A 24,803-nucleotide genomic window follows, 5' to 3' on the forward strand; every position below is an offset into this window, starting at 1 on the left:
ACGGCGCTTGGGGCGGGTGCCGGATCAGGCAAGGCAGGATGAAGTCGAAACCGTGAACTACGAGCACATCTTCGATCAGGCGATTGAGCGCCTGCACTCCGAAGGACGCTACCGCGTCTTCATCGACATCCTGCGCAACAAGGGCGCCTATCCGAACGCCCGCTGCTTCGCCGGTCACAACGGCCCCAAGCCGATCACGGTCTGGTGCTCCAACGACTATCTCGCCATGGGCCAGCACCCCAAGGTGATCGAGGCCATGGAGGAGGCGCTGCACGACGTCGGCGCCGGCTCAGGCGGCACCCGCAACATCGGCGGCAACACGCATTACCATGTGGACCTCGAGCGCGAGCTGGCCGACCTGCATGGCAAGCAGGGCGCGCTGCTGTTCACCTCGGGCTACGTTTCGAACGACGCCACGCTGTCGACGCTGGCCAAGCTGCTGCCGGGCTGCGTGATCTTCTCGGACGAGTTGAACCACGCCAGCATGATCGCGGGCATCCGCAATTCGGGCTGCGAAAAGAAGGTCTGGCGCCACAATGACCTCGTCCACCTCGAGGAGCTGCTGGCCGATACCGATCCCAACGTCCCCAAGCTGATCGCCTTCGAGTCGGTCTATTCGATGGATGGCGACGTCGCCCCGATCCACGCGATCTGCGACCTTGCGGAAAAGTACAACGCCCTCACCTACATCGACGAGGTCCACGCGGTCGGCATGTACGGCCCGCGCGGCGGCGGCATCACCGACCGGGACGAAGCCGCCCACCGCATCGACATCATCGAGGGTACGCTGGGCAAGGCATTCGGCGTCATGGGCGGCTACATCGCCGCCGACACCAAGATCATCGACTGCATCCGCTCCTACGCGCCGGGCTTCATCTTCACGACTTCGCTGTCGCCGGTGCTGGTCGCGGGCGTGCTCGCCTCGGTGCGCCACCTCAAGAGCTCCAGCGTCGAGCGTGAGGGCCAGCAGCGCTCCGCCGCGATGATGAAGCAGATGTTCCGCAACGCCGGGCTGCCGGTGATGGATTCGGTCACGCACATCGTCCCGCTGATGGTCGGCGACCCGGTGCGCGCCAAGCAGATCAGCGACATCCTGCTGGCCGAGTACGGCGCCTACGTGCAGCCGATCAATTTCCCGACCGTCCCGCGCGGCACCGAGCGCCTGCGCTTCACCCCCGGCCCTGCGCACACCGAAGAGATGATGCGCGAACTGACCGAGGCTCTGGTCGAGATCTGGGACCGGCTGGAGATGCGCCTCGCCGCCTGAACAGGCGCGCCGGACGCTTTCGAGGTTGCAAGATAATCTATCGCGAAAGGCCTCCTGCACCACGCAGGGGGCCTTTTTTATCGCGCCCGGCGTCCCCAAGTGCTCGCCCGTTGCCGCGCATTCGCGCATCTCCCCCCGGCAACGCCATTACCAGAGGACCATTCATGGCTAAGCTCTTCGAGCCCCTGACTCTCGGCGACGTCACGCTCGCCAACCGCATCGTCATCGCGCCGATGTGCCAGTATTCCGCCGAGGACGGCCGCATGACCGACTGGCATGCAATGCACCTCGGCCAGCTCGCCCAGTCGGGCGCCGCCATCCTGACGATCGAGGCCACCGCCGTCGTGCCCGAAGGCCGCATCTCCTACGCCGATGTCGGCCTGTGGGACGACGAGACCGAGGAAGCGATGCGCAAGGTGCTCGAAAGCGTGCGCCGCTGGTCGGACATGCCGATCGCCATCCAGCTCGCCCATGCCGGTCGCAAGGCCAGCACGGCGAAGCCATGGGACGGCGGCGGCCAGATCGCCCCTGACGCGCAGAACGGCTGGCAGACCGTCGCCCCGTCCGCGATCCCCTTCCTGAGCGACGAGAACGCCCCCGTCGCGCTCGACAAGGAGGGCCTTGCCCGCGTCCGCGACGCCTTCGTCGACGCGACCGTGCGTTCGGCCCGCCTCGGTATCGACGCCATCCAGATCCACGCTGCGCACGGCTACCTGCTGCACCAGTTCCTCTCGCCGCTCTCCAACACGCGCACCGACGAATACGGCGGCTCGCTGGAGAACCGGATGCGCTTCCCGCTGGAAGTCTACGACGCCGTGCGCGCCGCCTTCCCGGCGGAGAAGGCCGTCACCGTGCGCGTCTCCGGCACCGACTGGGTCGAAGGCGGCTGGGACGTCGAGCAGACCGTGGCCTTCGCCAAGGCCCTCGAAGCACGCGGCGCCTCGGCGATCCACGTATCGAGCGGCGGCCTCCACGCCGGGCAGCAGATCCCGGTCGGGCCGAACTACCAGGTGCCCCTCGCCCGCGCGGTGAAGCAGGCGGTGTCGATCCCGGTGATCGCCGTCGGCCTCATCACCGAGCCCGAGCAGGCCGAGGCCATCGTGGCGACCGGCGATGCGGACATGATCGGCCTTGCCCGCACGGTGCTCTACGATCCGCGCTGGCCCTGGCATGCCGCCGCCGCTCTGGGCGCGAAGATCAAGGTCGCGCCGCAGTTCCTGCGCAGCCAGCCGCGCGCCTACAAGGATCTGTTCACCGCCGACTGAGCCCAAACGAAAACCCCCGGAACCATACGGTTCCGGGGGCCTCTCGTTATTGGTATTGCCGAAAGCGGATCAGCGCAGCGACACCACGTTGTCCGATACGCGCGGATCCTTGCGGCCGGTGTAGAGGCTCGCCATCGGCTCGTCCTGGGCCATGACGACCTCGCCACCGCCGAAGCCGTTGAACGCGGTGCGCATGGCGGCACCGTAGGCACCGAGCATACCCACCTCGATCCAGTCGCCCGCCTTGATGTCGGCAGGGAGCATGAACGGGCCTTCCATGAAGTCGGCATCGTCACAGGTCGGGCCGTAGAAGGAGAACTCCTTCAGCTCCGACGAGCGCTCGCCGTCCTTGGCGATCGCCTTCACCGGGAAGCGCCATGCGACGTGCGCGGCATCGTAGAGGGCGCCGTAGGCACCGTCGTTGATGTAAAGCTCGTCACCGCGACGCTTCTCGACCTTGACGATCAGCGAGTTGTACTCGGCCGACAGCGCGCGACCGGGCTCACACCACAGCTCTGCGTTGTAGGCGATCGGCAGCGCCTCGAAGTGGCGATGGATGATCGCGAAGTAGTCCTCGAGCGGCGGCGGCTCCATGCCCGGATACGACGACGGGAAGCCCCCGCCGACGTCGACCATGTCGATGACGACGCCGGCAGCCGCAATGGCGGCACGGGCGCGCTCGAGAGCCTGCACGTAGGCGAACGGCGTCATCGCCTGCGAACCGACGTGGAAGCACACGCCCAGCCAGTCGGCGACCTGACGAGTGGCCTGCAGCAGTTCACCCGCGTCGGCGACGTCGATGCCGAACTTCGAGGCGAGGCTCAGTTCCGAATACTCGGACGAGACGCGCAGACGCACGCAGAGGCGCAGGTCGGTGGCGCGATTGCCCTCGACATCGGTGGTCGCTTCGACGATCTTCTCGACTTCCTCGATGGTGTCGAGGCTGAAGGTGCGCACGCCATGCGTGAAGTAGGCTTCGCGGATCGCGCTGGCGGTCTTGACCGGGTGCATGAAGCACAGCGTTGCGTCGGGCAGCGTCGCACGGACCATGCGCACCTCGGCGATCGAGGCGACGTCGTAGTGCGTGATGCCGTTGTCCCACAGGATCTGGACCAGATCCGGCGACGGGTTCGCCTTCACCGCATAGAGCGACTTGCCCGGAAACTTCGTGGCGAAGAATCGGGCAGCGCGCGCCGCAGCATGCGGGCGGTTCAGGATGACTGGTTCGTCAGGCGCGAGGGTGCGCGCTACGGCCGGTGCGTCGAGGAATGCGTGCAACTCAAGGGACCCCCAAACGGTGTTTAAACGACAAAGCTGCCTTGCGGTTTGGAAGTCCCCATGGGGCAGCGAGGGGCGGATATAGGGCTAGGCGGACGAATCGCAAGAAAAAAACGGACACTTTCACAAAAACGTCATGCGGCGCGGGAGCGCTAACTCATCATGCCCAGAAGCGTGATTTTCTTCGTTTCAATTCAGCATCTTGCATCCGCCCACTCCACAGCAGTCGATGACGGTTCCGCGACAGCGGATCGCCTCGTTTCATCTTTTCAAACGTGAAATGCGGAGAACCGATCCTCTCCGAGTCGAGAGATCGGGACCGGCTGCTTCAGCCACGCGGCAGACTGCAGCCCTTCCCCGGAAAATCCGTCGCCAATGACGGGCTCGGCCGGGAAAGGACGAAAGGCCATTCAACTCAGGCGGCCCCGGAAATCCTCGTAATCGAACTTGCGGATACACTCGAGCGAGTCGGTTTCCGAATCCCAGAGCCAGATCGAAGGCAGCGGCACGCCGTTGAAGGTCGTGGTCTTGACCATCGAATAGTGCGCCTGATCGAGGAACGCGAAGCGCTGGCCGGCCTCGGGATCGCTGGGCAGCACGTAGTCACCGATGACGTCACCCGCGAGGCAGGACGGCCCGCCGAGACGGATCGCCTCGCCCTCGTCCTCGCCACGCTCCCCGAGCATCGCCGGGCGATAGGGCGCCTCGATCACGTCGGGCATGTGGCAGGTGGCCGAAATGTCGACCACGGCGACGGGCATCCCGTTCCAGCCCACGTCGAGCACCGTCCCGACGAGGATGCCGGCGTCCAGCGCGACCGCCTCGCCCGGCTCGATGTAGATCTCTGCCCCGGTATCCTCGGCCATGTCGGCCAGGAATTCGATCAGTTCCTCACGCTGGTAATCGGCGCGGGTGACGTGATGGCCGCCGCCGATGTTGATCCACTTGATCTGGCCGAAGAACGGTTCAAGGAAGTCGAACACCTTGTCCCAGGTGCGCTTGAGCGGCTCGAAATCCTGCTCGCACAGGTTATGGAAGTGGATGCCGTCGATCAGTTCGACATGCTCTTCGGTGAGCTGGTCGATCGGGAATCCGAGGCGCGAATGCGGCGCGGAAGGATCGTACTTCGGCACCTCGCCCTCCGGGTGGAGCGGGTTGACGCGAAGGCCGATGTCGAAGGCTTCGCCGCGGGCGCGGGCGCCTTCGACGTGGCCCCAGAAACGCTCGATCTGCGCAGGGCTGTTGAAGATCACATGGTCGGAGAGGCGCAGGATCTCGTCCATGTCCTCCTCCTTGTAGGCCGCGCAGTAGGTCGCAATCTCGCCGTCGTAGAACTCGGAGGCGAGGCGCGCTTCCCACAGGCCCGAGGTGCACACGCCGTCCAAGTATTCGCCCACGATCGGCGCGGTCGACCACATCGAGAACGCCTTCAGCGCCGCCAGCACCTTGGCGCCCGACTGCTCGCCGACTTCCGAAAGGATGCGCAGGTTCTCGCGCAGCCTGGCGGCATCGACCACGAAGGCAGGGCTGTCGACGCGCGACAGGTCGAAGTTCGCGAAGGCGCCCGGATCGCCGGCTCTGGTTTCCATTGTCTCAGTTCCTCAGCACGTTCAGTTAGCCCAGCGGCCCCTTGAAGATGAACCAGGCCCCCGCCCCGACCAGGCAGAAGCCGACGACCTCGTTCCATCCGGGTTTCTGCCCGAACAGCGCCCAGGCCACGAGCACGAAGGCCAGCAGCGAGAACGCCTCCTGCATCACCTTGAGCTGGCCGAGCGAATAGACCGAACTGCCGATCCGGTTGGCCGGAACGGCAAGGCAATACTCGAAGAATGCGATGCCCCAACTCATCAGCACCGCCACCCAGAGCGCCTTTCCGGGCACCTTGAGGTGGAGATACCACGCGGTGTTCATGAACAGGTTGGAGCCCGCCAGCAAAGCCACGGGCGCGACGAACGACCAGTTCATCGGCTCAATCGACGCAGATCGCATAGGCGGCCTTGCCGCCCTTGATCTCCGAATAGCAGCCGAACAGCCGGTCGTCGGCCTGGCACTGGCCGGTCGCGGCGGCCGAGGCCGAAGTAGAACCCGCGCTGCCGACGCACTTGCCCTGACACTGCGAGGAATCGCTGCACTGCCTGCCCGCGTCAGCATAGGGATGCACGCACATCTCCATGCCCAGCATCCCACGCCGTTGCACCGTTCCACCACCCGAGGTGCAGGCCGCCTTGTCCGCGGCGCTCATGTCGCGGGCGTAGGACTGGTTGCCTGCAGGCTCGGATGGTCCCGCCGGAGCCGTTGGTGCGACAGGCCCCGGCTGGGGCGCTTCGGCAGGTGCGCAGCCGCCCAGTGCCAGCGCACCCAGCGCCGTCAGGAACAGAAGGCGCGTGCCGCCTCCCATCAGAACGGAAGCGGCTCGGACAGTTCCTCGACGGTCCACGGCAGGCCATGCTTGTTGAGCATGTCCATGAAGGGATCGGGATCGAACTGCTCCATGTTGAACACGCCCTGCCCTTCCCACGCGCCGGTCACGACCATGGCCGCACCGATCATCGCCGGAACGCCGGTGGTGTAGCTGACCGCCTGGTTACCGGTCTCGGCATAGGCGTCTTCGTGGTCGCAGATGTTCTTGATGTAGAACGTCTTTTCACCCGAGCCGTCGAGCGCTTCACCGGTCGCGATGTCGCCGATGTTGGTCTTGCCCTTGGTCGTCGGGCCGAGCGAGGCAGGTTCGGGCAGCACGGCCTTGAGGAACTGCAGCGGCACGATCTCGACGCCGTTGTAGATCACCGGGTCGATGCGGGTCATGCCGACGTTCTGCAGCACGGTGAGGTGCTGGATGTACGCATCGCCGAAGGTCATCCAGAAGCGGCCGCGCTCCATCTCGGGGATGAATTTCGCAAGGCTTTCAAGCTCTTCGTGGTACATCATGTACATGTTCTTCGGGCCGACGCCCTCGAAGTCGAAGTTCACCTTCTTGGCCATCGCCGGGGTTTCGACGAAGTCGCCGTTCTCCCAGTGGCGGGCGGGCGCGGTCACTTCGCGGATGTTGATCTCCGGGTTGAAGTTCGTCGCGAAAGCCTGTCCGTGGTCGCCGCCGTTGCAGTCGAGGATGTCGAGCGTGCGGATGGTCTTGAGCTTGTGCTTCTTGAGCCACATCGCGAAGACGCTGGTGACGCCCGGGTCGAAGCCCGAACCGAGCAGCGCCATGAGGCCCGCCTCCTTGAAGCGCTCCTGGTAGGCCCACTGCCAATGGTACTCGAATTTGGCCACGTCCTTGGGCTCGTAGTTCGCGGTGTCCATGTAGTGCGTGCCGGTCGCGAGGCAGGCATCCATGATCGCAAGGTCTTGATAAGGCAGGGCAAGATTGACCACCAGCTTGGGCTGGATCTGCCGGATCAGGGCCGAGGTCGCCTCCACGTCATCCGCGTCGATCGCATAGGTGCCGATCGTGACGCCGGTGCGCGCCTTGACCGATTCGGCGATCGCCTCGCACTTCGACACCGTGCGGCTGGCGAGATGAATGTCGCTGAAGATGTCCGGATTCATGGCCATCTTGTGGACCGCGACCGATCCGACGCCGCCTGCGCCGATCACCAGAACCTTGCTCACCAACCTGTCTCCTTCGGCCTCGAGGCCATGGGGGGCCAAACGTAAAGCGGCGCATATAGTGTCCCTGTGTGACAACTCAACTGTGAGTCACTGAACGGCACCTAAAGCGCACAGAACGGCTCCGAACCGTCACCGGACTGCACCTTAGCGCACTTTGGCGCACTTTGGCGCACCGCAAGTGTCACAAACAGCCTTCAAGTCGTCATCACCCGGTCACTGCACGGTGTCATTGGCGCCGCATCCCTACGAAGGAGCCCAGTGCCGTGCCCACCTCCCGTTCAGGCCCCCGTTCAGACCTTATCGAGAACGCGGTCGTCCGCGACGAGGCATCCCGCAAGAGCAAGCTGCTCGACAAGGCGTTCGCCATGGCCTTCAAGGGCCTTGTCTATGCGCAGATCTGGGAAGACCCCGTCGCCGACATGGCGGCCATGGAGATCACGCCCGACAGCCGCATCATCACCATCGCCAGCGGCGGCTGCAACGCACTGTCCTACCTGACGGCGGACCCGGCGCACATCACGGTGGTTGACCTCAACACCGCGCACATCGCGCTCAACAACCTCAAGCACGCCGCCGTGCGCCACCTCAGCCATGCCGAGGTGCGCCGCTTCGTGGCCGAGGCCGACCGGGCCGAGAACGTCGCCCTCTACCGCGAAAAGCTCGCCCCGCATCTGGACGAGGCGACGCGCCGCTACTGGGAAGGCCGCGACCTCGTCGGCCGCCGCCGCATCGGCGCCTTCACGCGCGGCGTCTATCGCCACGGCCTGCTCGGCGGGTTCATCGGCGCGGCGCACGTCATCGCGAAACTGCATAAGGTCAACCCAGCCGAGATCCTCGACGCCGAATCGATGGAGGAGCAGCGCCGCATCTTCGACGAGCGCATCGCCCCCGTTTTCGAGCGCCGCTTCGTGCGCTGGCTGACCAAGCACCCCGCATCGCTGTTCGGCCTCGGCATCCCGCCCGCGCAGTACGACGCGCTGGCGGGCGGCCAGTCGATGGCCGACGTGCTGCGCGGCCGGCTGGAGAAGCTGGCCTGCCACTTCCCCGTCAACGACAACTACTTCGCCTGGCAGGCATTCTCGCGCGGGTACGGCAAGGGTGAGGAAGCGCCGCTGCCGCCCTACCTACAGGAAGCCAACCTGCCGCTGGTCCGCACCCGGCTCGACCGGCTCGACCTGCGCCATGCCAACTTCACCCATGTGCTGATGGCCGCCGACGACGCCAGCTACGACCGCTACGTGCTGCTCGACGCGCAGGACTGGATGACCGACACGCAGCTTACGGAGTTGTGGACCGAGATCACCCGCACCGCCCGCCCCGGCGCGCGCGTGCTGTTCCGCACCGCCGCCGAACCCTCGCTGCTGCCTGGCCGCGTGCCCGACGCGATCCTCGACCGCTGGGACTACCGCGTCGAGCAGTCGCAGGCCGCCACCGCCGCCGATCGCTCGTCGATCTACGGCGGCGTCCACCTCTACGCGTTCAAGGGCTGAGCCTGATGGCGACGACGGCATCCGACCACGCCGCGCTGATGGACCGCGTCTATCGCTGGCAGCGCCCGATCTACGACCTGACACGCAAGTATTATCTCTTCGGCCGCGACCGGCTCATCAACGAGCTGGACGCCAAGCCCGGCATGGCGGTGCTGGAGATCGGCTGCGGCACCGGGCGCAACCTCGCCATGGTCGGCAAGGTGTGGCGCGGGGTGCGCCTCCACGGGCTCGACATCTCCGCGGAGATGCTGCGCAGCGCGAGGCGGACGCTGGGCGGCGCGGGCACTCTGGCGCTCGGCGACGCCACCCGCTTCGACGCCAAGGCGCTGCTCGGGCGCGAGGGGTTCGAGCGGGTGATGCTCTCCTACGCCGTCTCGATGATCCCCGACTGGCAGGCGGCGCTGTCTCAGGCCGCCGCGACGCTGGCCCCGCGCGGGTCGCTCTACGTCGTGGATTTCGGCGACTGCTCCGGCCTCCCCTCGCCGCTGCGCAAGGCGCTGATCGGCTGGCTGGCGAAGTTCCACGTCACGCCCCGGCTCGACCTTGCCGACGCGGCGGAGCGGGTGGCGCGCGAGCACGGGCTGGCGGTGGAGGTCACGCGCGGGCCTTTCGGCTATTACCAGATGGTGCGGCTTTCGCGTTGAAGAACACGGGAAATGCGAGGGCGATTGCCCTCGCGCTCCCGGAACTGTCGAAGTCTTGCCCCGCCGATATCGGGGCGCAACACACGGACTGTAAACAAACTGTCTCAATGAAGACGCTTCACAGACATGAAACTGTAACAATTACGTCATAGTGGGCAGCCTCCAGCTTGGGAGGGGAATGCCGAATGCGCTCGATCGTCACTGCGGTTGCCACGGGTCTTTGCTCGCTTGCCGTGCTTTTCGCGGCGGGTCCGGCCCGTGCATCGGAGGACGAACAGCTCTGGACCGCCTCCACCGCCACCGTGAAGCTGGGCGACAAGTGGCGTGTCCTGCAGGACGTGACCGCCCGCTTCAGCAACGATCGCGACGGGCTCTACGAAATCGAGGCGAATACCCTGCTCGGCTACAAGGTCGCCGACAACGTGACCGTCTGGGTCGGCTACACCCACGACCCCAACTACAACGCAGGCCATTTCTCGGTGATGGAGCATCGCGGACGCCAGCAGATCACGATGGACAATATCCTGAAGATCGGCCCCGGCCAGCTCAGCGCGCGGATGCGCATCGAGGAGCGCTGGCGTGAAGGCGTGGGCGGCACGGCGTACCGGCTGCGGCCTTTCATCAAGTACGTCCTGCCCTTCCACAAGGACGGCAAGACGGCGCTGCTGCTGAGCCACGAAAGCTTCATCGACCTCAACCGCACCAACTTCCAGCGCATCCAGGGCGAGGAGCGCATGCGCAACCTGATCGCGATCACCACCCCGCTGGCGAAGAACGTGAACCTCGAGGTCGGCTACCTCCACCAGCACGGCTTCCGCCCCGATGCCGACGACAGCAACGACCATGCGGCTTCGATGACGCTGGGGTTCAGCTTCTAGCGCGCCCCCTCCTTCGTCGTCATTGCGAGCACAGCGAAGCAATCCATCGTCGTGCGCCGACCGTGGATTGCTTCGCTGCGCTCGCAATGACGACAGGGTAGGTACTCGACCTGCGTATGGGGTTGCCCGCGCCGTTCCGGTGCCTGATACCGCCGCCATGACCGAAACCCGCGAACCGACTGCCGAGGGCGTCGCCCGCGCCGCCCGCAAGGTGGCCGAGATCCTGCCCGTCACCCCCCTCCTCCCGCTGGAGGTCGATGGCCGCACGATCTGGTGCAAGGCCGAATGCCTGCAACCCGTCGGCGCCTTCAAGATCCGCGGCGCGTGGCATCGCCTGACCGACCTGTCGGCCGAGGAGCGCCCTCGCGGCGTCGTCGGCGTCTCCAGCGGCAACCATGCGCAGGGCGTGGCCTGGGCCGCGCGGCGGTTGGGGATCACCGCCGCCATCGTCATGCCCGTCGACGCTCCGCAGGTGAAGCTGGCCAACACCCGCGCGCTCGGCGCCGAAGTCGTGCTCTACGACCGCCCCGGCGGCGAGGACCGCGACGAAGTGGCGGCCCGCGTCTGCGCGGAGCGCGGCGCCACCCTCGTCCACGCCTATGCCGACCCGTGGATCATCGAGGGCCAGGGCAGCACCGGGATCGAGATCGCCGCGCAGATGGAGCAATGGGCGGGCGGCGCGCCGGACCTGATCGTCGCGCCCTGCGGCGGCGGTGGGCTGACGGCGGGCCTCGCCCTCGCCGCTCCCGACGCGCGCATCGTGCCGGTCGAGCCCGAAGGCTGGGACGACGTGCGCCGCTCGCTCGCCTCGGGCCGGATCGAGCGCGTCGCCGCCGACGCGCCGCCGACCGCCTGCGACGCCCTCCAGACGCCCGCGACGCGGCCGGTCAACTTCAAGGTGCTTCAGGCCCGCTGCCCCTTCGGCCTCGTCGCCACGCCTGCGGAAGTCCGCGCAGCCCAGCGCCTCGCCTTCGCGAAACTGCGCCTCGTGATGGAACCCGGCGGCGCGGCGGCGCTGGCGGCGGTGCTCGCGGGCAAGGTGGAACTGGGCGAGCGGACCGCCGTGGTCCTCTCCGGCGGCAACACCGATGCGGACGCCTTCGCAAAAGTGCTGGCCGGGAACGACTGAGCAGTCCTCCCCCAACCCTCGTCGCCCCTGCGAAGGCAGGGGCCCATCGCCCCTCTAGTCACAGCACCGTGCTCACCGCGAAGCCGCCAGCTTGGGATGGGCCCCTGCCTTCGCAGGGGCGACGGGGAGTGGGTGGCGAAGGGTATGCGTCCCGCCCCGGCACACCGCTCCGACCCCCAAAAACTCCCGATGGAACCGCCAGCCGATGCGCGATATATTCCCGGTATAAAGACAAGAAACTTCGGGAGTGCATCGTGGACAAGGGTATCTCCGTCCACGCGCTGAAGCCGTTCAAGATCGTCTTCATCGGCGTGGAACTGTTCTTCATCCTCATCACGCTGGCGGCGCTGGCGGACGTGGTTCTCGGCGAGAACTGGGGCCTCGGGTGGAGCGTGTTCTTCCTCGGCTTCATCGCCAGCGCGTGGGGCGCGGTCGCCTACCCGGTGTGCGGCGGGTGCTGCGGCTGGGGTGGCGAGAAGGGTTGAGCACGAACCCGCTGGCCTGCTAGGGCGAGCCCATGGATTTCGACGACCAGATGCGCCGCTACTTCGCGGCCGACGACCTCTCCACCGTCACCCCCGCCGGGATCGAAGCGGGGATCGAGCGGATGAAGGTCGACTTCGGCATGGAGCAGGACAAGGGCCGCCGCTTCGCGCTGTGGACGCTGATGTACATCCTCGGCTCCGCCCCCGACCTCGATGTCGCGTTCAAGGACGAGGAGGAGCGCAACGCCGCCCGCGATTTCATGGACATGATGGACCAGATGGAAGGCGGCTCGGGGGACGTGTGACGGGGGCTCACCCCCGCACGAAGTAGCTCGCCAGTTCCACATGCGTGGACCAGCGGAACTGGCCGACCGGGCGCAGTTCCACCAGCCGGAAGCCCGCCTCGATGAGCCGCGCGGCGTCGCGCGACCAGCTCGACGGATTGCAGCTGACGTAGACCACGCGGCTGACGGTCGAATCGGCGATGCACTCCACCTGCTCGCGCGCACCGGCACGCGGCGGGTCGAGGACGACGGCGGCGAAGCGGCTCAGCTCATCGGGCTGGAGCGGGTTGCGGAACAGGTCGCGGTGGGCCGAGAAGATCGGCAGCTGCGCCCGGTCCGCGCCCGCCTTGCAGGCCTGATGCACGTCGCGCGCGGCTTCGGCGGCCAGCACCTTCGTCTCGGGCCCGGCCAGTGCGAAGGCGAACGTGCCGAGGCCGGAGAACAGGTCCGCCACGGTCGGCGCGCCCGCCAGCCATTCGCGCGCGGCGTCGACCAGCGCGTTCTCACCGTCGAGCGTCGCCTGAAGGAACGAGCCCGGCGGGAACGGCACCTGCACGCCGCCTAAAGTCACCGTGACCGGCACCGGCTCCCACACCGTCTCAAAGCCGTAGCCCGCGTCCATCGTCAGGCGCGCCAGCTTGTGCTCGCGGGCGAAGTCCAGCATCGCTTCGGTCGCGGAAAGGCCCTCAGCGGTCAGGCCCTTGACGCCAAGATCGATCCCCTGGTCCACCAGCGTCATCTCGATGTCGGCGGCCATGCGGGCCTGTACCTTGCCGGGTGCGGGCTTGCCGTGCCGCCCCTTCTTGACCGGCGCGGCCTTGCCCATGGTGATGAGCAGCTTGCGCAGCGGTCCCAGCAGCGCGACGATCTCGGGCACGAGGACGGGGCATTCCTCCAGCTCGACCAGCCGGTGCGACTTCGCCTCGCGGAAGCCGATCACCACGCGCCCGCCCGAACTCTCGGCGCGCAGCGAGGCGCGGCGGCGCGAGGACGGCGGCGAGAGATGCGGCGGCGCCAGCAGCTCCGCGCCCAGTTCCTGCGCGGCCGAGGCATTGGCGACGCGACCCTCGACGAAGGCGGTCAGGCTCTCCTCGTCCAACTGCTGCAGCTGGCAACCGCCGCAGCGGCCAAAGTGGCGACATGGCGGCTCGACGTGGTGCGGGCCCCACTCCAGCGTGCCGTCGATGCGCAGCTTGTCGCCGGGCGCGGCGCCCCAGGCGAAGCGGCCGGACGCGGTGACGCCGTCGCCCTTGGAGGCGATGCGCAGGATTTCTTCGGAGTCGGTCATGGTGGCGCGCCTATGCCTGCGACGCGCCGCGCCTGCAAGTTACAGGCACTCGGCCAGCGCAGCGGGCACCGCCGCCGCCAGTTGCCCCGCCGTGAACGCGGGCGGGCAGAGCCGGGCCGCCTCCCCGTGCAGCCACACGCCCTGACAGGCCGCCGCGAACGCATCGACCCCGGTGGCGACGCGGCTGGCGATGACGCCCGCAAGCACGTCCCCGGTCCCGGCAGTGGAGAGCCACGAACTCGCCCGCGCGGCGCAGGCCAGCCTGCCGTCGGGAGCGGCGACCACCGTGTCCGGTCCCTTGGCAACCACGACCATCCCGCTCGCCGCCGCCAGAGCCAGCGCGCGTTCCGGCCGCGTACCCGCGCCGTCGAGGTCGAAGGCCCGCTCCAGCGCGACCAGTTCGCCTTCGTGCGGCGTCGCGATGACTGGCGCGATCATCGGCGCGCCGCGCCCGGCCAGATGGCGCGGGGCGAGCAGCACCAGTGCATCGGCATCGACCACCACCGGGACCGCATCGGCCAGCGCCACCGCCAGCCGCTCGCGCGCGATGGCGTCTCGGCCAAGGCCGGGGCCTACCAGCACGGCAGTGTTGCGGTCGTCGCTCAGCACATTGGCCAGCGCGCCCTGATCGACGACGAGATCGGCGGGGACGTTCCGCTTGCTGTCCGCGAACAGCTTCACGTAGCCCGCGCCCGCCCCTTGCGCCGCGACGCTCGCCAGCACCGCCGCGCCGGGCATCGCCCCGCCGACGACGGCGAGAAGCCCGCGCCGGTACTTGTGCGCATCCGCTGCCGGAGCGCCGACCCGTGGCCGCCCGATGGCCTGCGCCGCGCCTTCGACCGCGCCGACGCCGATCGGCACCAGCCGCTGGCGGCCCATGCGCGCGCAGGCAGGCATCAGGAAATGCGCGAATTTCCATGCTCCGAGCGCAATCGTCAGCTCATATTCGGGCAGGCCCTCGTTGAGCAGCATTCCGGAATCGGACTGCACCCCGCTCGGCAGGTCCACCGCCACGCGGCGCGGGTGCGCCGCCGCCAGCCGGTCCAGCAGAGCCGCGTGCTCCACCGAAAGCGGGCGCTTCAGGCCGGTGCCGAAGAGGCAGTCCACCAGCACTTCGCCCTGCACCTGCGCATCGGGGCCGAGCACCTCACCGCCGAACAGCGCGCGCGCCTTGCGGCAGGCATCGGTCGCGGGCTCGCTCGCCGCCACGACCACGGCATGGCCGCCCCGCTCGCGAAGAGCCTCGGCGATGACATAGCCATCGCCGCCGTTGTTGCCGGGGCCGCAGAGCACCGTCACCCGATGCCGTCCGGCCATGCGCCAGACCCATTCCGCCGCCCCGCGCCCGGCTACCTGCATCAGCGTATCGACGCTGGATCCTGCCGCGATCAGCGCCTCCTCGGCCTCGCGCATCTGGCGGGCGGTCAGGATCTGGTCAGGCGCCGGGAGCAGGTCACTGTGCGGCATCGGGCTTCACCGTCGCGGGAAAGAGATAGCGGTCGGCGCCCACGGTAACGTCGAGGCGCTGGTCCACAAGCCGGATCTGCGCGCCCGGTGGCCCGGACAGGCCCTTGCCGTCGTCGGTCACACGGAAGCTGCGGAACGCGCCATCCGGGTGATGGACGACGAGGGTGAGGCCGCCGTCCTTCTCGATCCGCTCCACCGAGCAGGCGGGCTTCAGCTCCGCCGAGCCGCCCACCGCGCAGTCGATGTGCTCCAGCCCCACCGCGACCGGCGGCGGTTCCTCGTTACCGGAGCAGGCGGCGAGCAGGAGCGCGCAGGCAAGCGGCGCGAGCGGGGTGCGGAAATGGTCTGCCATCCCCGCAAGTTAGGCAGCGCGGGCGGGATAGGGAACCGTCTGAGGGAAAACACTTCGTCATTGCGAGCGGAGCGAAGCAATCCACGGTCGCGCAAGGCGCTGGATTGCTTCGCTTCGCTCGCAATGACGAAAGAAGAATGCCGCAAACACGCGCCTAAAGACCGCCAGCGGTCCCGGGTCGAGCCCGGGACGACGGCCGGTCTTACCCCCGCTTGAGCTGGGTCACGTCGCGGATCGCACCGCGCGCGGCGCTGGTGGTCATCGCGGCGTAGGCCTGCAGCGCGGCCGAGACCTTGCGCGGGCGCGGATGCACCGGGGACCAGGCGTCGGCCCCGCGCGCTTCCTGCTGCGAGCGGCGGTGCGCCATGACCTCGTCCGAGATCATCAGGTTGATGGTGCGGCCGGGGATGTCGATCTCGATGGTATCGCCGTTCTCGACGAGGCCGATCTCGCCGCCTTCCGCCGCCTCGGGCGAGGCGTGGCCGATGGAGAGGCCCGAGGTGCCGCCCGAGAAGCGCCCGTCGGTCAGCAGCGCGCAGGCTTTGCCCAGACCCTTCGACTTGAGGTAGCTGGTGGGGTAGAGCATTTCCTGCATGCCCGGCCCGCCGCGCGGCCCTTCGTAGCGGATGACCACGACGTCGCCCGCGCCGACCTGCCCGCCAAGGATGCCCGCGACCGCCGCGTCCTGCGATTCGTAAACGCGCGCGGTGCCGGTGAACTTGAGGATGGAGTCGTCCACGCCCGCCGTCTTCACGATGCAGCCGTCACGCGCGATGTTGCCGTAGAGCACGGCGAGGCCGCCGTCCTGGCTGAACGCATGCTCCTTGGAGCGGATGACGCCGTTCTCGCGGTCGAGGTCGAGGCTTTCCCAGCGGCGCGACTGGCTGAACGCGGTCTGCGTGGGCACGCCGCCCGGCGCGGCCTTGAAGAATTCCTGCACCGACGGCTCGTTGGTGCGGCTGATGTCCCAGCGGTTGAGCGCGTCGCCCAGCGTGCGGCTGTGGACGGTCGGCAGGTCGGTGTGCAGCAGCCCTGCCCGCTCAAGCTGGCCGAGGATCGCCATGATGCCGCCCGCGCGGTGGACGTCCTCCATGTGGACGTCGTTCTTCGCGGGAGCGACCTTCGACAGACACGGCACCTGACGGCTCAGGCGGTCGATGTCGGCCATGGTGAAGTCCACGCCCGCCTCTGCGGCGGCGGCCAGCAGGTGCAGCACGGTATTGGTCGAGCCGCCCATCGCGATGTCGAGGCTCATGGCGTTCTCGAATGCCTTGAAGCTGGCGACGTTGCGCGGCAGCACGCTCTCGTCCTCCTGCTCGTAGTAGCGCTGGCACAGGTCCACGGCGAGGCGACCGGCTTCGCGGAACAGGCGCTCGCGGTCCGAGTGCGTCGCCAGCGTCGAGCCGTTGCCGGGCAGCGAGAGACCCAGCGCTTCGGTCAGGCAGTTCATCGAGTTGGCGGTGAACATGCCCGAGCACGAACCGCAGGTCGGGCAGGCCGAACGCTCGATCGCCTTCACTTCCTCGTCGGTGTAGCTCTCGTCCGCGGCGGCGACCATCGCATCGACGAGGTCGAGCGCCTGCTCCTTGCCGCGCAGCACGACCTTGCCCGCTTCCATCGGCCCGCCCGAAACGAAGACCACCGGGATGTTGATGCGCATCGCGGCCATCAGCATCCCGGGCGTGATCTTGTCGCAGTTGGAGATGCAGACCATGGCGTCGGCGCAGTGGGCGTTGACCATGTACTCCACGCTGTCGGCGATCAGGTCGCGGCTGGGCAGCGAATAGAGCATGCCGTCGTGGCCCATGGCGATGCCGTCATCGACCGCGATGGTGTTGAATTCCTTGGCGACGCCGCCCGCCGCCTCGATCTCGCGCGCGACGAGCTGGCCGAGATCCTTGAGGTGGACGTGGCCGGGCACGAACTGCGTGAATGAGTTCACCACCGCGATGATGGGCTTGCCGAAGTCCCCGTCCTTCATGCCCGTCGCGCGCCAGAGCCCCCGCGCGCCCGCCATGTTGCGGCCGTGAGTCGAGGTGCGGGAACGAAGGGCGGGCATTGCAGGAACTCCGAGTAGGGTCATGGGCGCGCGGACCTTCGCGCGATATGAAGCCGCCCCTACACGGTGATTGATTTCAATTCAACGCCAGTTTCAGAAATTTTATTTCACGCTGTCGCCGGAAGCACGCCGCGGGCCTGACGCTTCGTCGGTTGGGCCAACAGCAGGACGAGCACGAGCAGGCTGAGATTGTACGCGAGGCTGTTCAGGAACATCATGCCAAAGAGGGTCAGATCCGGCTTGGTCGCGGCGAACAGGCTCGGCATGAAGATCATGCCGAGCACCAGAAACGGCAGCGGCATGAGGCCCCACGCCCCGCTCCGCCCGCTATCGCGCAGACGACGGGCGACGGCGGCGCCGAGTAGAACGATCATCAGCGTGGCAGCGAGGCCCAGCCCGATCATCGGCAGCGTGAGGTCCGGCATCAGTTCCGGATGATGCCCGTGTACCTGCATTTCATAGTGCCCCGGACCGGAGCTGACAGTGACCTGATCGGAATGTTCCTGCGCGAAACGCTGCATCTTCCCGAACGAGCCGAGGAGCGCCGGAATCATGGTCGCGATGAACGGCAGGATGGCGATGGCGAAGACGATGCCTGCCCACGGCCAGAACTGCGCGCGTGTCTCGGTGCCGGAGAACCGTCGAAGGCTCCGCAGATGCATGGCTATCATAAGGGTCAGCCCAGCCTTTCAACCACCGCAGTGCAAAGCCGCGTCATGACGTCGGCCCACTCGACCTGACCCGCTTCCTCGGCGATGAGATCCTGCCGGATCTCGATGCTGATGTAGGGGATGCCGTTGGGTTCGGCGTGGCGGTTCATCGAGGCGTTGAGCAGCTTGCCCGAGTACGGCTCCTGATCGCCGACGACGAGGCCCTGCCCTTCCAGCCACGGCAGCGCGAGGCGCGCGGCGCGTTCGTCCTGGTTGTAGAGCACGCCGACATGCCACGGGCGCGGGCGGTCGCAGGTGGCTAGGCCCGGCGTGAAGCTGTGCAGCGACAGCATGAGCGCGGGGCGATGTTCGCGCAGCAGCGCGGTCAGACCGTCGTGGTAGGGCTGGAAGAACCGTTCGACGCGGGCCTGCTTCTCCGCGTCGGTGAGCACGTTGCCGGGGATCGGGTAGCCGTCGCTCACTTCGGGCATCATGCCGGGTGCGCCGAGGTTGCGGTTGTAGTCGCAGACGAGGCGGCTGACGTTGCCGAGCCATGCCGCGGTGCCCGGCGCGATCATGCGCTCGGCGATCGCGGCGACGCCGATGTCGATGGCGATATGCTCGTCGAGCAGCGCATCCTCGATGCCGAGGTCGATGTCGGCGGGCACGCGGTTCGAGGCATGGTCGGCGACGACCAGCAGCCCGCCTGCCTGCGGTGCGCCCAGCAGTCGCTTCACGTCCTCGTCGAGATCCACTTGCGCCAAACCTGCCTCCGTCAATCCGGCCTCGCGGTGATACCGTGGTGCAGCTTAACGCAACCTGCCCGCCATTTGCCACCAGTCAGGACGCTCGCGCGCCAGCTTTTCCGCCGCAAGGTGCAATTGCGCCTCACTTTCATAGAGCGCGAAGCACGTCGCGCCCGATCCGGACATGCGGGCGAGGAACGGGTCCGTGGTCCGCAGCGCGGCAAGCACATCGGCCACGGTGGGGCAGATCGCGATGGCCGGAGCCTCAAGGTCGTTGCGGCCTTCGAGGGCGATCCGGCGCACGGAGCCGGTCGGCCCGAAGCCCGGCATCGCGCCACGGTCGATCCCATCCCAGGCCTTGAACACCGGCCCGGTCGGCACCGCCTCGCGCGGGTTGACCAGCAGGACCGGGGTGCCGGTGAGGTCGCTCTCGACGGGTTCGAGGTCGGTGCCGGTGCCGGTGCCGATGCAGGTGGTGGAGAGGACGCAGGCGGGCACGTCCGCGCCCAGCCTGGCGGCGCGCGCCCGCCAGTCGTCGGGCAGGCCGTGGGCGCGTTCGACCATGCGGAACACCGCCCCCGCATCCGCCGAACCACCGCCGAGGCCGGCTGCCACGGGGAGGCGCTTTTCGAGGTCCACCGCCCAGCCGGGTCCATGCGGCAGGGCCGACAGCGCCTTGGCGACAATATTGCCGAAGGGGTCTTCGATCTTTCCGGCGAACTCGCCGTGGGTGGTCAGGTGATCCGTATCGGCAGGCGCGGCGGTGAGACGATCGCCGTCGTCCACGAAGGCGAACAGGGTCTCAAGCTCGTGATACCCGTCCTCACGACGGCGGCGGACGTGGAGCGCGAGGTTGATCTTGGCGTGGGCGGTTTCGGTCAGCATCGCCGCACCCATGGCGCGGTGCAATAAACGAGGCAATCCCATTCCTCCCCGAGCTTGTCTCGGGGAGGTGGCAGCGACGCAGTCGCTGACGGAGGGGGGAATGGATGAACTCTCCCCCTCCACCACCGCTTCGCGGCGGTCCCCCTCCCCGAGCAAGCTCGGGGAGGAATGGGGGTCACATGTTCGGGTAGTTCGGGCCGCCGCCGCCTTCGGGCGTGACCCATTCGATGTTCTGCGTGGGATCCTTGATGTCGCAGGTCTTGCAGTGGACGCAGTTCTGCGCGTTGATCTGCAGCTTGGGACCGGAACCGTCGGGATCGACGAACTCGTAGACGCCCGCCGGGCAGTACCGCGCCTCCGGACCCGCATAGACCGGCAGGTTCACCGCAGTCGGGATCGAGGGATCCTTCAGCTTGAGGTGGACCGGCTGGTCCTCCTCATGGTTGGTGAAGGAGTAGGAGACGCTCGTCAGGCGATCGAAGCTGATGACGCCGTCCGGCTTGGGATAGGCGATCGGCTTGTAGAGGTCCGCCCGCTGCGTCTCGCTCGCATCGGTGTGATGCTTCATCGGCTTGGCGAGGCCGAAGCCGAACAGCGTGCGCAGCCACATGTCGGCACCGGCAAGGATGGTGCCCAGTTCGCCGCCCCACTTCGCCACCATCGGCTCGGCGTTCTGGACGAGCTTCAGTTCCTTGGCGATCCAGCTTTCGCGCACGGCAGTGTCGTATTCGGACAGCGTGTCCTGCTCACGACCCGCCTTGATGGCGGCAGCGATGGATTCGGCGGCGAGCATGCCGCTCTTCATCGCGGTGTGGGTGCCCTTGATGCGCGGCACGTTGACGAAGCCCGCCGAGCAGCCCGCCAGCACGCCGCCGGGGAACGCCAGCTGCGGCACCGACTGCCAGCCGCCCTCGTTGATCGCGCGCGCGCCGTAGGCCACGCGCTTGCCGCCTTCGAGGATGGCGCGGATTTCCGGGTGCTGCTTCCAGCGCTGGAATTCCTCGAACGGGTAGATGTACGGGTTCTTGTAATCGAGCGCCGTCACGAAGCCCAGCGCCACCTGGTTGTTCGCCTGATGGTAGAGGAAGCCGCCGCCCCAGGCGTCGTTCTCGCTCATCGGCCAGCCCTGCGTGTGGATCACGCGGCCGGGGACGTGCTTGTCCGCCGGGATGTCCCACAGTTCCTTGATGCCGATGCCGTAGATCTGCGGCTGGCTGTTCGCCTCGAGGTCGTACTTCGCCTTGAGCCGCTTGGTCAGGTGGCCGCGCGCGCCTTCGCAGAACACGGTGTACTTGCCGAGCAGGTTCATGCCCGGCTGGAAGTCGCCCTTGGGGTTGCCCTCGCGGTCGACGCCCATGTCGCCGGTCTGCACGCCGATCACGGCGCCCGCGTCGTCATAGAGGATCTCTGCCGCCGGGAAGCCGGGGAAGATTTCGATCTCCAGCGCGTCGGCCTGCTCGGCCAGCCAGCGGCACAGGTTGCCCAGCGATCCGGTGTAGTTGCCCTTGTTCGACATGAAGGGCGGCTGGATGATGTGCGGAAGGGAGAACTTGCCCTTCTTGGTCAGGTGCCAGTGCCAGTTGTCGGTGACGGGCGTTTCCGCCAGCGGGCAGCCGTCCTCGCGCCAGGTCGGCAGCAGTTCGTCGAGCGCCTTGGGGTCGATCGTCGCGCCCGAAAGGATGTGCGCGCCGATCTCCGAGCCCTTCTCCAGCACGCAGACCTGAAGCTCAGGGTCGACCTGCTTGAGCCGGATCGCCGTCGCCAGGCCCGCAGGGCCACCACCGACGACAACGACGTCGTAAGGCATCTCTTCGCGTTCGATCATGGGAGCCCCGTAAGAATTCTTTTTGTGATTAGTCGTGCGATTAAATTCACGAATGCCTTGATTGCTCCCGCGCGGCAGGTCAAGACCCGCGCGATGGATCAGCGGCCAAATCCTGAATTTCTGGACGATATCACAGGTGCGCTCGACTGGTGGCGGGACGCCGGGGTCGATTGCGACTTTCTCGACGAGCCGGTGGAGTGGCTCGCGCCACCCGAACCCGAGCGCGGCGCGCCGATGGAACGCCGCCGCCCGGAGCCAAAACCCGACCCGGACGCCGCGCCGCTCCCGGCGAAGCTCGATCCCGCTTCATTGCCCGCCGATCTCGCGGCGTTCGCGCCGTGGTGGCTGGCGGAGCCGCTGCTCTGCGAAGGCGGTCCCGCTGCGCGCGTCGCGCCGCAGGGCAAGGCGGGCGCGGAACTCATGATCGTGGTGGAGGAACCGGAGGCCGAGGACGGCGAAATACTGCTGTCAGGAATCCATGGCAGTCTGCTTGACGCCATGCTGTCCGCCTTCGGCACCAGCCGCGAGGACGTTTACCTTGCCAGCGCCCTGCCGAGGCACACGCCGGGCGTGAACTGGGCTGCCATGGGCGAGCGCGGAATCGGGCAGGTTCTGGCGCATCACGTGCGTCTGGTGGGCCCGAAGCGGCTCCTGATCCTTGGTGGAAACGTCCTACCGCTAATCGGCCACGAATCGCCGCATCGTCCTGCCATGTTAAGAACTTTCGATCATGAAGGTGGCTCGATACCCCTGCTCGCCGCCTGGGCGCTGCCTGCCTTGCTCGCGCAACCGCGAGCCAAGCCGGTGCTCTGGAAAGCCTGGCTGGACTGGACGACGGCCTAAAGGCCGCGTCCTCCGGCCGGAACAAGGCGGGGGACGCACAGGATTGCGGGGACCAAGACTTGAAACGAATCCTCAGGACCGGGCTGTTGACGGGTGCGTGCATCGCCGCATCCGTGTCGGCGGCACCGGCCTTCGCCAACAGCGCCGCGGTGGACTACTTCCGCACCCGCGCCGACCGCACCGCCGTCCCCTCGCTGCTCAGCCAGGATGACCGCACCTACTACAAGGCCGTGTTCGACGCGATCGACGCGAAGGACTGGTCGACGGTCCAGAAGATGCTGGCCGACCGTCCCGACGGCCCCCTCCACCAGCAGGCCCGCGCCGAATACTACCTCGCTTCCGGTTCGCCCAAGATCGAGCTGAACGAACTCCAGACCTGGCTCTCGCAGGGCACCGAACTGCCGGGTGCCGACCAGATCAGCCGCCTCGCCATGAAGCGCGGCGCCACCAGCATCCCCTCGCTGCCGAGCGAACAGAGCTTCGCCCGCCTGCCCACTATCGCCAAGCGCGTGCGCCCCTCCTCGATCGACGACGGCACGATGCCCGCCGGGATCGCCAACGGCATCAACGATCGCATCAAGAACGACGACCCCATGGGCGCGCGCCTGCTGCTCGACGGGATCGACGCCAGCCTCAGCCCCTCTACCCAGGCCGAATGGCGGCAGAAGGTGGCGTGGAGCTTCTACATCGAGAACCAGGACGCGCAGGCCTACCAGATGGCGCAGATCGCCGCGCTGGGTCAGGGCCCGTGGGTCGGCGAAGCCTGGTGGACTGCCGGGCTCGCCGCGTGGCGCCTTGGCGACTGCGAAGGTGCGGCCGATGCCTTCGGCAAGGCCGCCGGTTCGTCCGAGAACGCAGAACTGACCGCCGCCGGGCATTACTGGAAAAGCCGCTCGCTCGTCCGCTGCCGCAAGCCCGAGCAGGCGGGCGCCGCGCTGCGCCTTGCCGCCGCGCGCGACGAGACGCTCTACGGCATGCTCGCCGCCGAACAGCTCGGCCTCAAGATGCCCGAGCAGCACGCCGCCGCCGACTTCACGCAGGCCGACTGGCAGCAGCTTCGCGCCAGCCCCAACGTGCGCGCCGCCGTGGAACTGGCGGAGATCGGCAAGGACGGCCTCGCCGACGAAGTGCTGCGCCATCAGGCGCGCATCGGCGATGCCTCACAGTACGCGCCGCTGACCCGCCTCGCCCGCGATCTCGGCCTGCCCGGCACCCAGCTGTGGATGGCCTACAACGCGCCCTATGGCGGCAAGCCTGAGCCCGCGACGCGCTTCCCCACGCCCAAGTGGACCCCGGTCGGCGGCTGGAAGGTAGATCCCGCACTCGTCTACGCGCACACGCTGCAGGAATCGGTGTTCCGCGCCGGGGCCGTCAGTCCGGCAGGGGCGCGCGGCCTGATGCAGATCATGCCCGCCGCCGCGCAGGATCATGCCGGTTCGCTCGGCTACACCGGCAACGCCTCGGACCTCAACAAGCCGGAGGTGAACCTCGCCTTCGGCCAGCGCCATCTGGAAACGCTCAAGAACGATCCGGGCACGCAGGGCCTGCTGCCCAAGGTCATGGCCGCCTACAACGCCGGTCCGCTGCCGGTGCGCCGCTGGAACACCGAGGTGAACTGCCAGGGCGACCCGCTGCTGTGGATCGAATCGCTCCCTTATTGGGAGACGCGCGGCTACGTGAACATTGTGATGCGCAATTACTGGATGTACGAGCGTCAGGCAGGCGGCCCTTCGGAGAGCCGCATGGAACTGGTGCAGGGCCTGTGGCCGACCTTCCCGGGCCTTTCGGGATCGCAGGGCGTTCGCATGGCATCCAACGGAGCGATCGTGCGTGGCAATCGACCCTGAGCGTACATTCAAGCCCATCAATATCGCACTGCTGACCGTTTCCGACACCCGCACTGCCGAGAACGACACCTCGGGCGACATCCTCGCCCAGCGCATCACGGATGCGGGCCACACCCTCGTGCGCCGCGCCATCGAGCGTGACGACGCAGGCAGGATCGCGGACCTGCTCAACCAGTGGATCGACGATCCCGAGGTCGACGCCGTGGTCTCGACCGGCGGCACCGGGCTTACCGGGCGCGACGTGACGCCCGAAGCGCTCGGCCGTCTCGGCGGGCGCGAGATTCCCGGCTTCGGCGAGCTTTTCCGCTGGCTCAGCTACAAGACCATCGGCACCTCGACGGTGCAGAGCCGCGCCATGGCGGTGGTGGCGCGCGGGACGTACCTCTTCGCCCTGCCCGGCTCCAACGGCGCGGTGAAGGACGGCTGGGACGGCATTCTTGCGGAGCAGCTCGATAGCCGCAACCGGCCCTGCAACTTCGTGGAACTGATGCCGCGTTTGCTCGAAGTATGAC

At 67.6% G+C, this 24,803-nt stretch carries 24 protein-coding genes; 11 read left to right on the top strand and 13 right to left on the bottom strand.

What is annotated here, in order from left to right; translation table 11 throughout:
* The first annotated feature begins 52 nt into the window (after positions 1-52).
* Positions 53-1,267 carry a 5-aminolevulinate synthase gene (hemA, locus tag LO787_RS00230; RefSeq protein ID WP_232496429.1) on the top strand — a complete coding sequence of 405 codons (1,215 nt, stop codon included), beginning with the start codon at positions 53-55 and terminating at the stop codon, positions 1,265-1,267.
* Between the two features lie 164 nt (positions 1,268-1,431).
* Entirely contained in the window at positions 1,432-2,532 is a 1,101-nt protein-coding gene (locus LO787_RS00235) for an NADH:flavin oxidoreductase/NADH oxidase (protein ID WP_232493893.1), read from the top strand.
* A 69-nt stretch (positions 2,533-2,601) separates the two neighbouring features.
* Here LO787_RS00235 and LO787_RS00240 read toward each other — a convergent pair whose 3' ends face one another.
* From LO787_RS00240 to LO787_RS00260, 5 genes are all read right to left on the bottom strand, one after another.
* Entirely contained in the window at positions 2,602-3,810 is a 1,209-nt protein-coding gene (locus LO787_RS00240) for a type III PLP-dependent enzyme (protein ID WP_232493894.1), read from the bottom strand.
* 410 nt (positions 3,811-4,220) lie between these two features.
* Entirely contained in the window at positions 4,221-5,399 is a 1,179-nt protein-coding gene (locus LO787_RS00245) for a carboxynorspermidine decarboxylase (RefSeq protein WP_232493895.1), read from the bottom strand.
* Between the two features lie 25 nt (positions 5,400-5,424).
* On the bottom strand, positions 5,425-5,775 hold the full coding sequence (locus LO787_RS00250; RefSeq protein ID WP_232493896.1) for a DMT family protein: 351 nt from the start codon (positions 5,773-5,775) through the stop codon (positions 5,425-5,427).
* Between the two features lie 4 nt (positions 5,776-5,779).
* Positions 5,780-6,208 carry a hypothetical protein gene (locus LO787_RS00255; protein WP_232493897.1) on the bottom strand — a complete coding sequence of 143 codons (429 nt, stop codon included), beginning with the start codon at positions 6,206-6,208 and terminating at the stop codon, positions 5,780-5,782.
* Positions 6,208-7,419: a saccharopine dehydrogenase family protein gene (locus LO787_RS00260; RefSeq protein ID WP_232493898.1), complete on the bottom strand. Its 1,212-nt coding sequence runs from the start codon at positions 7,417-7,419 to the stop codon at positions 6,208-6,210. The genes LO787_RS00255 and LO787_RS00260 overlap by 1 nt, the downstream gene beginning before the upstream one ends.
* Before the next feature lie 263 nt (positions 7,420-7,682).
* Between LO787_RS00260 and LO787_RS00265 the strand changes: the two genes are divergently transcribed.
* The 6 genes from LO787_RS00265 (at position 7,683) to LO787_RS00290 (ending at position 12,350) form a co-directional block, all read left to right on the top strand.
* Positions 7,683-8,909 (top strand): BtaA family protein, encoded by a 1,227-nt coding sequence (locus tag LO787_RS00265; RefSeq protein WP_232493899.1) that lies wholly within the window; start codon positions 7,683-7,685, stop codon positions 8,907-8,909.
* A 5-nt stretch (positions 8,910-8,914) separates the two neighbouring features.
* Positions 8,915-9,553 carry a class I SAM-dependent methyltransferase gene (locus tag LO787_RS00270; protein ID WP_232493900.1) on the top strand — a complete coding sequence of 213 codons (639 nt, stop codon included), beginning with the start codon at positions 8,915-8,917 and terminating at the stop codon, positions 9,551-9,553.
* Positions 9,554-9,738: 185 nt separating this feature from the next.
* Positions 9,739-10,431, top strand: coding sequence for a DUF2490 domain-containing protein (locus LO787_RS00275; RefSeq protein WP_232493901.1), 693 nt, complete (start codon positions 9,739-9,741; stop codon positions 10,429-10,431).
* A 157-nt stretch (positions 10,432-10,588) separates the two neighbouring features.
* A complete protein-coding gene (locus tag LO787_RS00280; protein WP_232493902.1) occupies positions 10,589-11,560 on the top strand; it encodes a threonine ammonia-lyase in 972 nt (323 codons plus the stop codon).
* A 254-nt stretch (positions 11,561-11,814) separates the two neighbouring features.
* The gene (locus LO787_RS00285) at positions 11,815-12,045 is read left to right on the top strand and encodes a hypothetical protein (RefSeq protein WP_232493903.1); all 231 of its coding nucleotides are present in this window, start codon (positions 11,815-11,817) and stop codon (positions 12,043-12,045) included.
* A 32-nt stretch (positions 12,046-12,077) separates the two neighbouring features.
* The gene (locus LO787_RS00290; RefSeq protein ID WP_232493904.1) at positions 12,078-12,350 is read left to right on the top strand and encodes a hypothetical protein; all 273 of its coding nucleotides are present in this window, start codon (positions 12,078-12,080) and stop codon (positions 12,348-12,350) included.
* 7 nt (positions 12,351-12,357) lie between these two features.
* On the opposite strand, the gene LO787_RS00295 is transcribed toward LO787_RS00290, so the two are convergent.
* The 8 genes from LO787_RS00295 to LO787_RS00330 form a co-directional block, all read right to left on the bottom strand.
* Positions 12,358-13,617: a class I SAM-dependent RNA methyltransferase gene (locus LO787_RS00295; RefSeq protein ID WP_232493905.1), complete on the bottom strand. Its 1,260-nt coding sequence runs from the start codon at positions 13,615-13,617 to the stop codon at positions 12,358-12,360.
* 39 nt (positions 13,618-13,656) lie between these two features.
* Positions 13,657-15,084: an NAD(P)H-hydrate epimerase gene (locus tag LO787_RS00300; protein WP_232493906.1), complete on the bottom strand. Its 1,428-nt coding sequence runs from the start codon at positions 15,082-15,084 to the stop codon at positions 13,657-13,659.
* A complete protein-coding gene (locus tag LO787_RS00305) occupies positions 15,071-15,436 on the bottom strand; it encodes a hypothetical protein (protein WP_232493907.1) in 366 nt (121 codons plus the stop codon). Before LO787_RS00305 ends, LO787_RS00300 begins: the two co-directional genes overlap by 14 nt.
* A gap of 202 nt (positions 15,437-15,638) precedes the next feature.
* Positions 15,639-17,495 carry a dihydroxy-acid dehydratase gene (gene ilvD, locus LO787_RS00310; RefSeq protein ID WP_232493908.1) on the bottom strand — a complete coding sequence of 619 codons (1,857 nt, stop codon included), beginning with the start codon at positions 17,493-17,495 and terminating at the stop codon, positions 15,639-15,641.
* A gap of 107 nt (positions 17,496-17,602) precedes the next feature.
* The gene (locus tag LO787_RS00315; protein ID WP_232493909.1) at positions 17,603-18,157 is read right to left on the bottom strand and encodes a DUF805 domain-containing protein; all 555 of its coding nucleotides are present in this window, start codon (positions 18,155-18,157) and stop codon (positions 17,603-17,605) included.
* Between the two features lie 14 nt (positions 18,158-18,171).
* Complete coding sequence (locus LO787_RS00320) at positions 18,172-18,909, bottom strand: N-formylglutamate amidohydrolase (protein ID WP_420847780.1); 738 nt, start codon at positions 18,907-18,909, stop codon at positions 18,172-18,174.
* A gap of 45 nt (positions 18,910-18,954) precedes the next feature.
* A complete protein-coding gene (locus LO787_RS00325) occupies positions 18,955-19,776 on the bottom strand; it encodes a 4-(cytidine 5'-diphospho)-2-C-methyl-D-erythritol kinase (RefSeq protein ID WP_232493910.1) in 822 nt (273 codons plus the stop codon).
* A gap of 175 nt (positions 19,777-19,951) precedes the next feature.
* Positions 19,952-21,601, bottom strand: a complete 1,650-nt coding sequence (locus LO787_RS00330) for an electron transfer flavoprotein-ubiquinone oxidoreductase (protein WP_232493911.1) — start codon at positions 21,599-21,601, stop codon at positions 19,952-19,954.
* Positions 21,602-21,625: 24 nt separating this feature from the next.
* Here LO787_RS00330 and LO787_RS00335 point away from each other — a divergent pair, with 24 nt between their 5' ends.
* From LO787_RS00335 to moaB, 3 genes are all read left to right on the top strand, one after another.
* Positions 21,626-22,444 carry a uracil-DNA glycosylase family protein gene (locus LO787_RS00335; protein ID WP_232493912.1) on the top strand — a complete coding sequence of 273 codons (819 nt, stop codon included), beginning with the start codon at positions 21,626-21,628 and terminating at the stop codon, positions 22,442-22,444.
* Positions 22,445-22,557: 113 nt separating this feature from the next.
* The gene (locus tag LO787_RS00340) at positions 22,558-24,291 is read left to right on the top strand and encodes a lytic transglycosylase domain-containing protein (protein WP_420847781.1); all 1,734 of its coding nucleotides are present in this window, start codon (positions 22,558-22,560) and stop codon (positions 24,289-24,291) included.
* Entirely contained in the window at positions 24,275-24,802 is a 528-nt protein-coding gene (gene moaB, locus LO787_RS00345; RefSeq protein ID WP_232493913.1) for a molybdenum cofactor biosynthesis protein B, read from the top strand. Before LO787_RS00340 ends, moaB begins: the two co-directional genes overlap by 17 nt.
* Position 24,803 lies beyond the last annotated feature (1 nt).

It is taken from the genome of Novosphingobium kaempferiae (genome assembly GCF_021227995.1).
Taxonomy (GTDB): Bacteria; Pseudomonadota; Alphaproteobacteria; order Sphingomonadales; family Sphingomonadaceae; genus Novosphingobium; species Novosphingobium kaempferiae.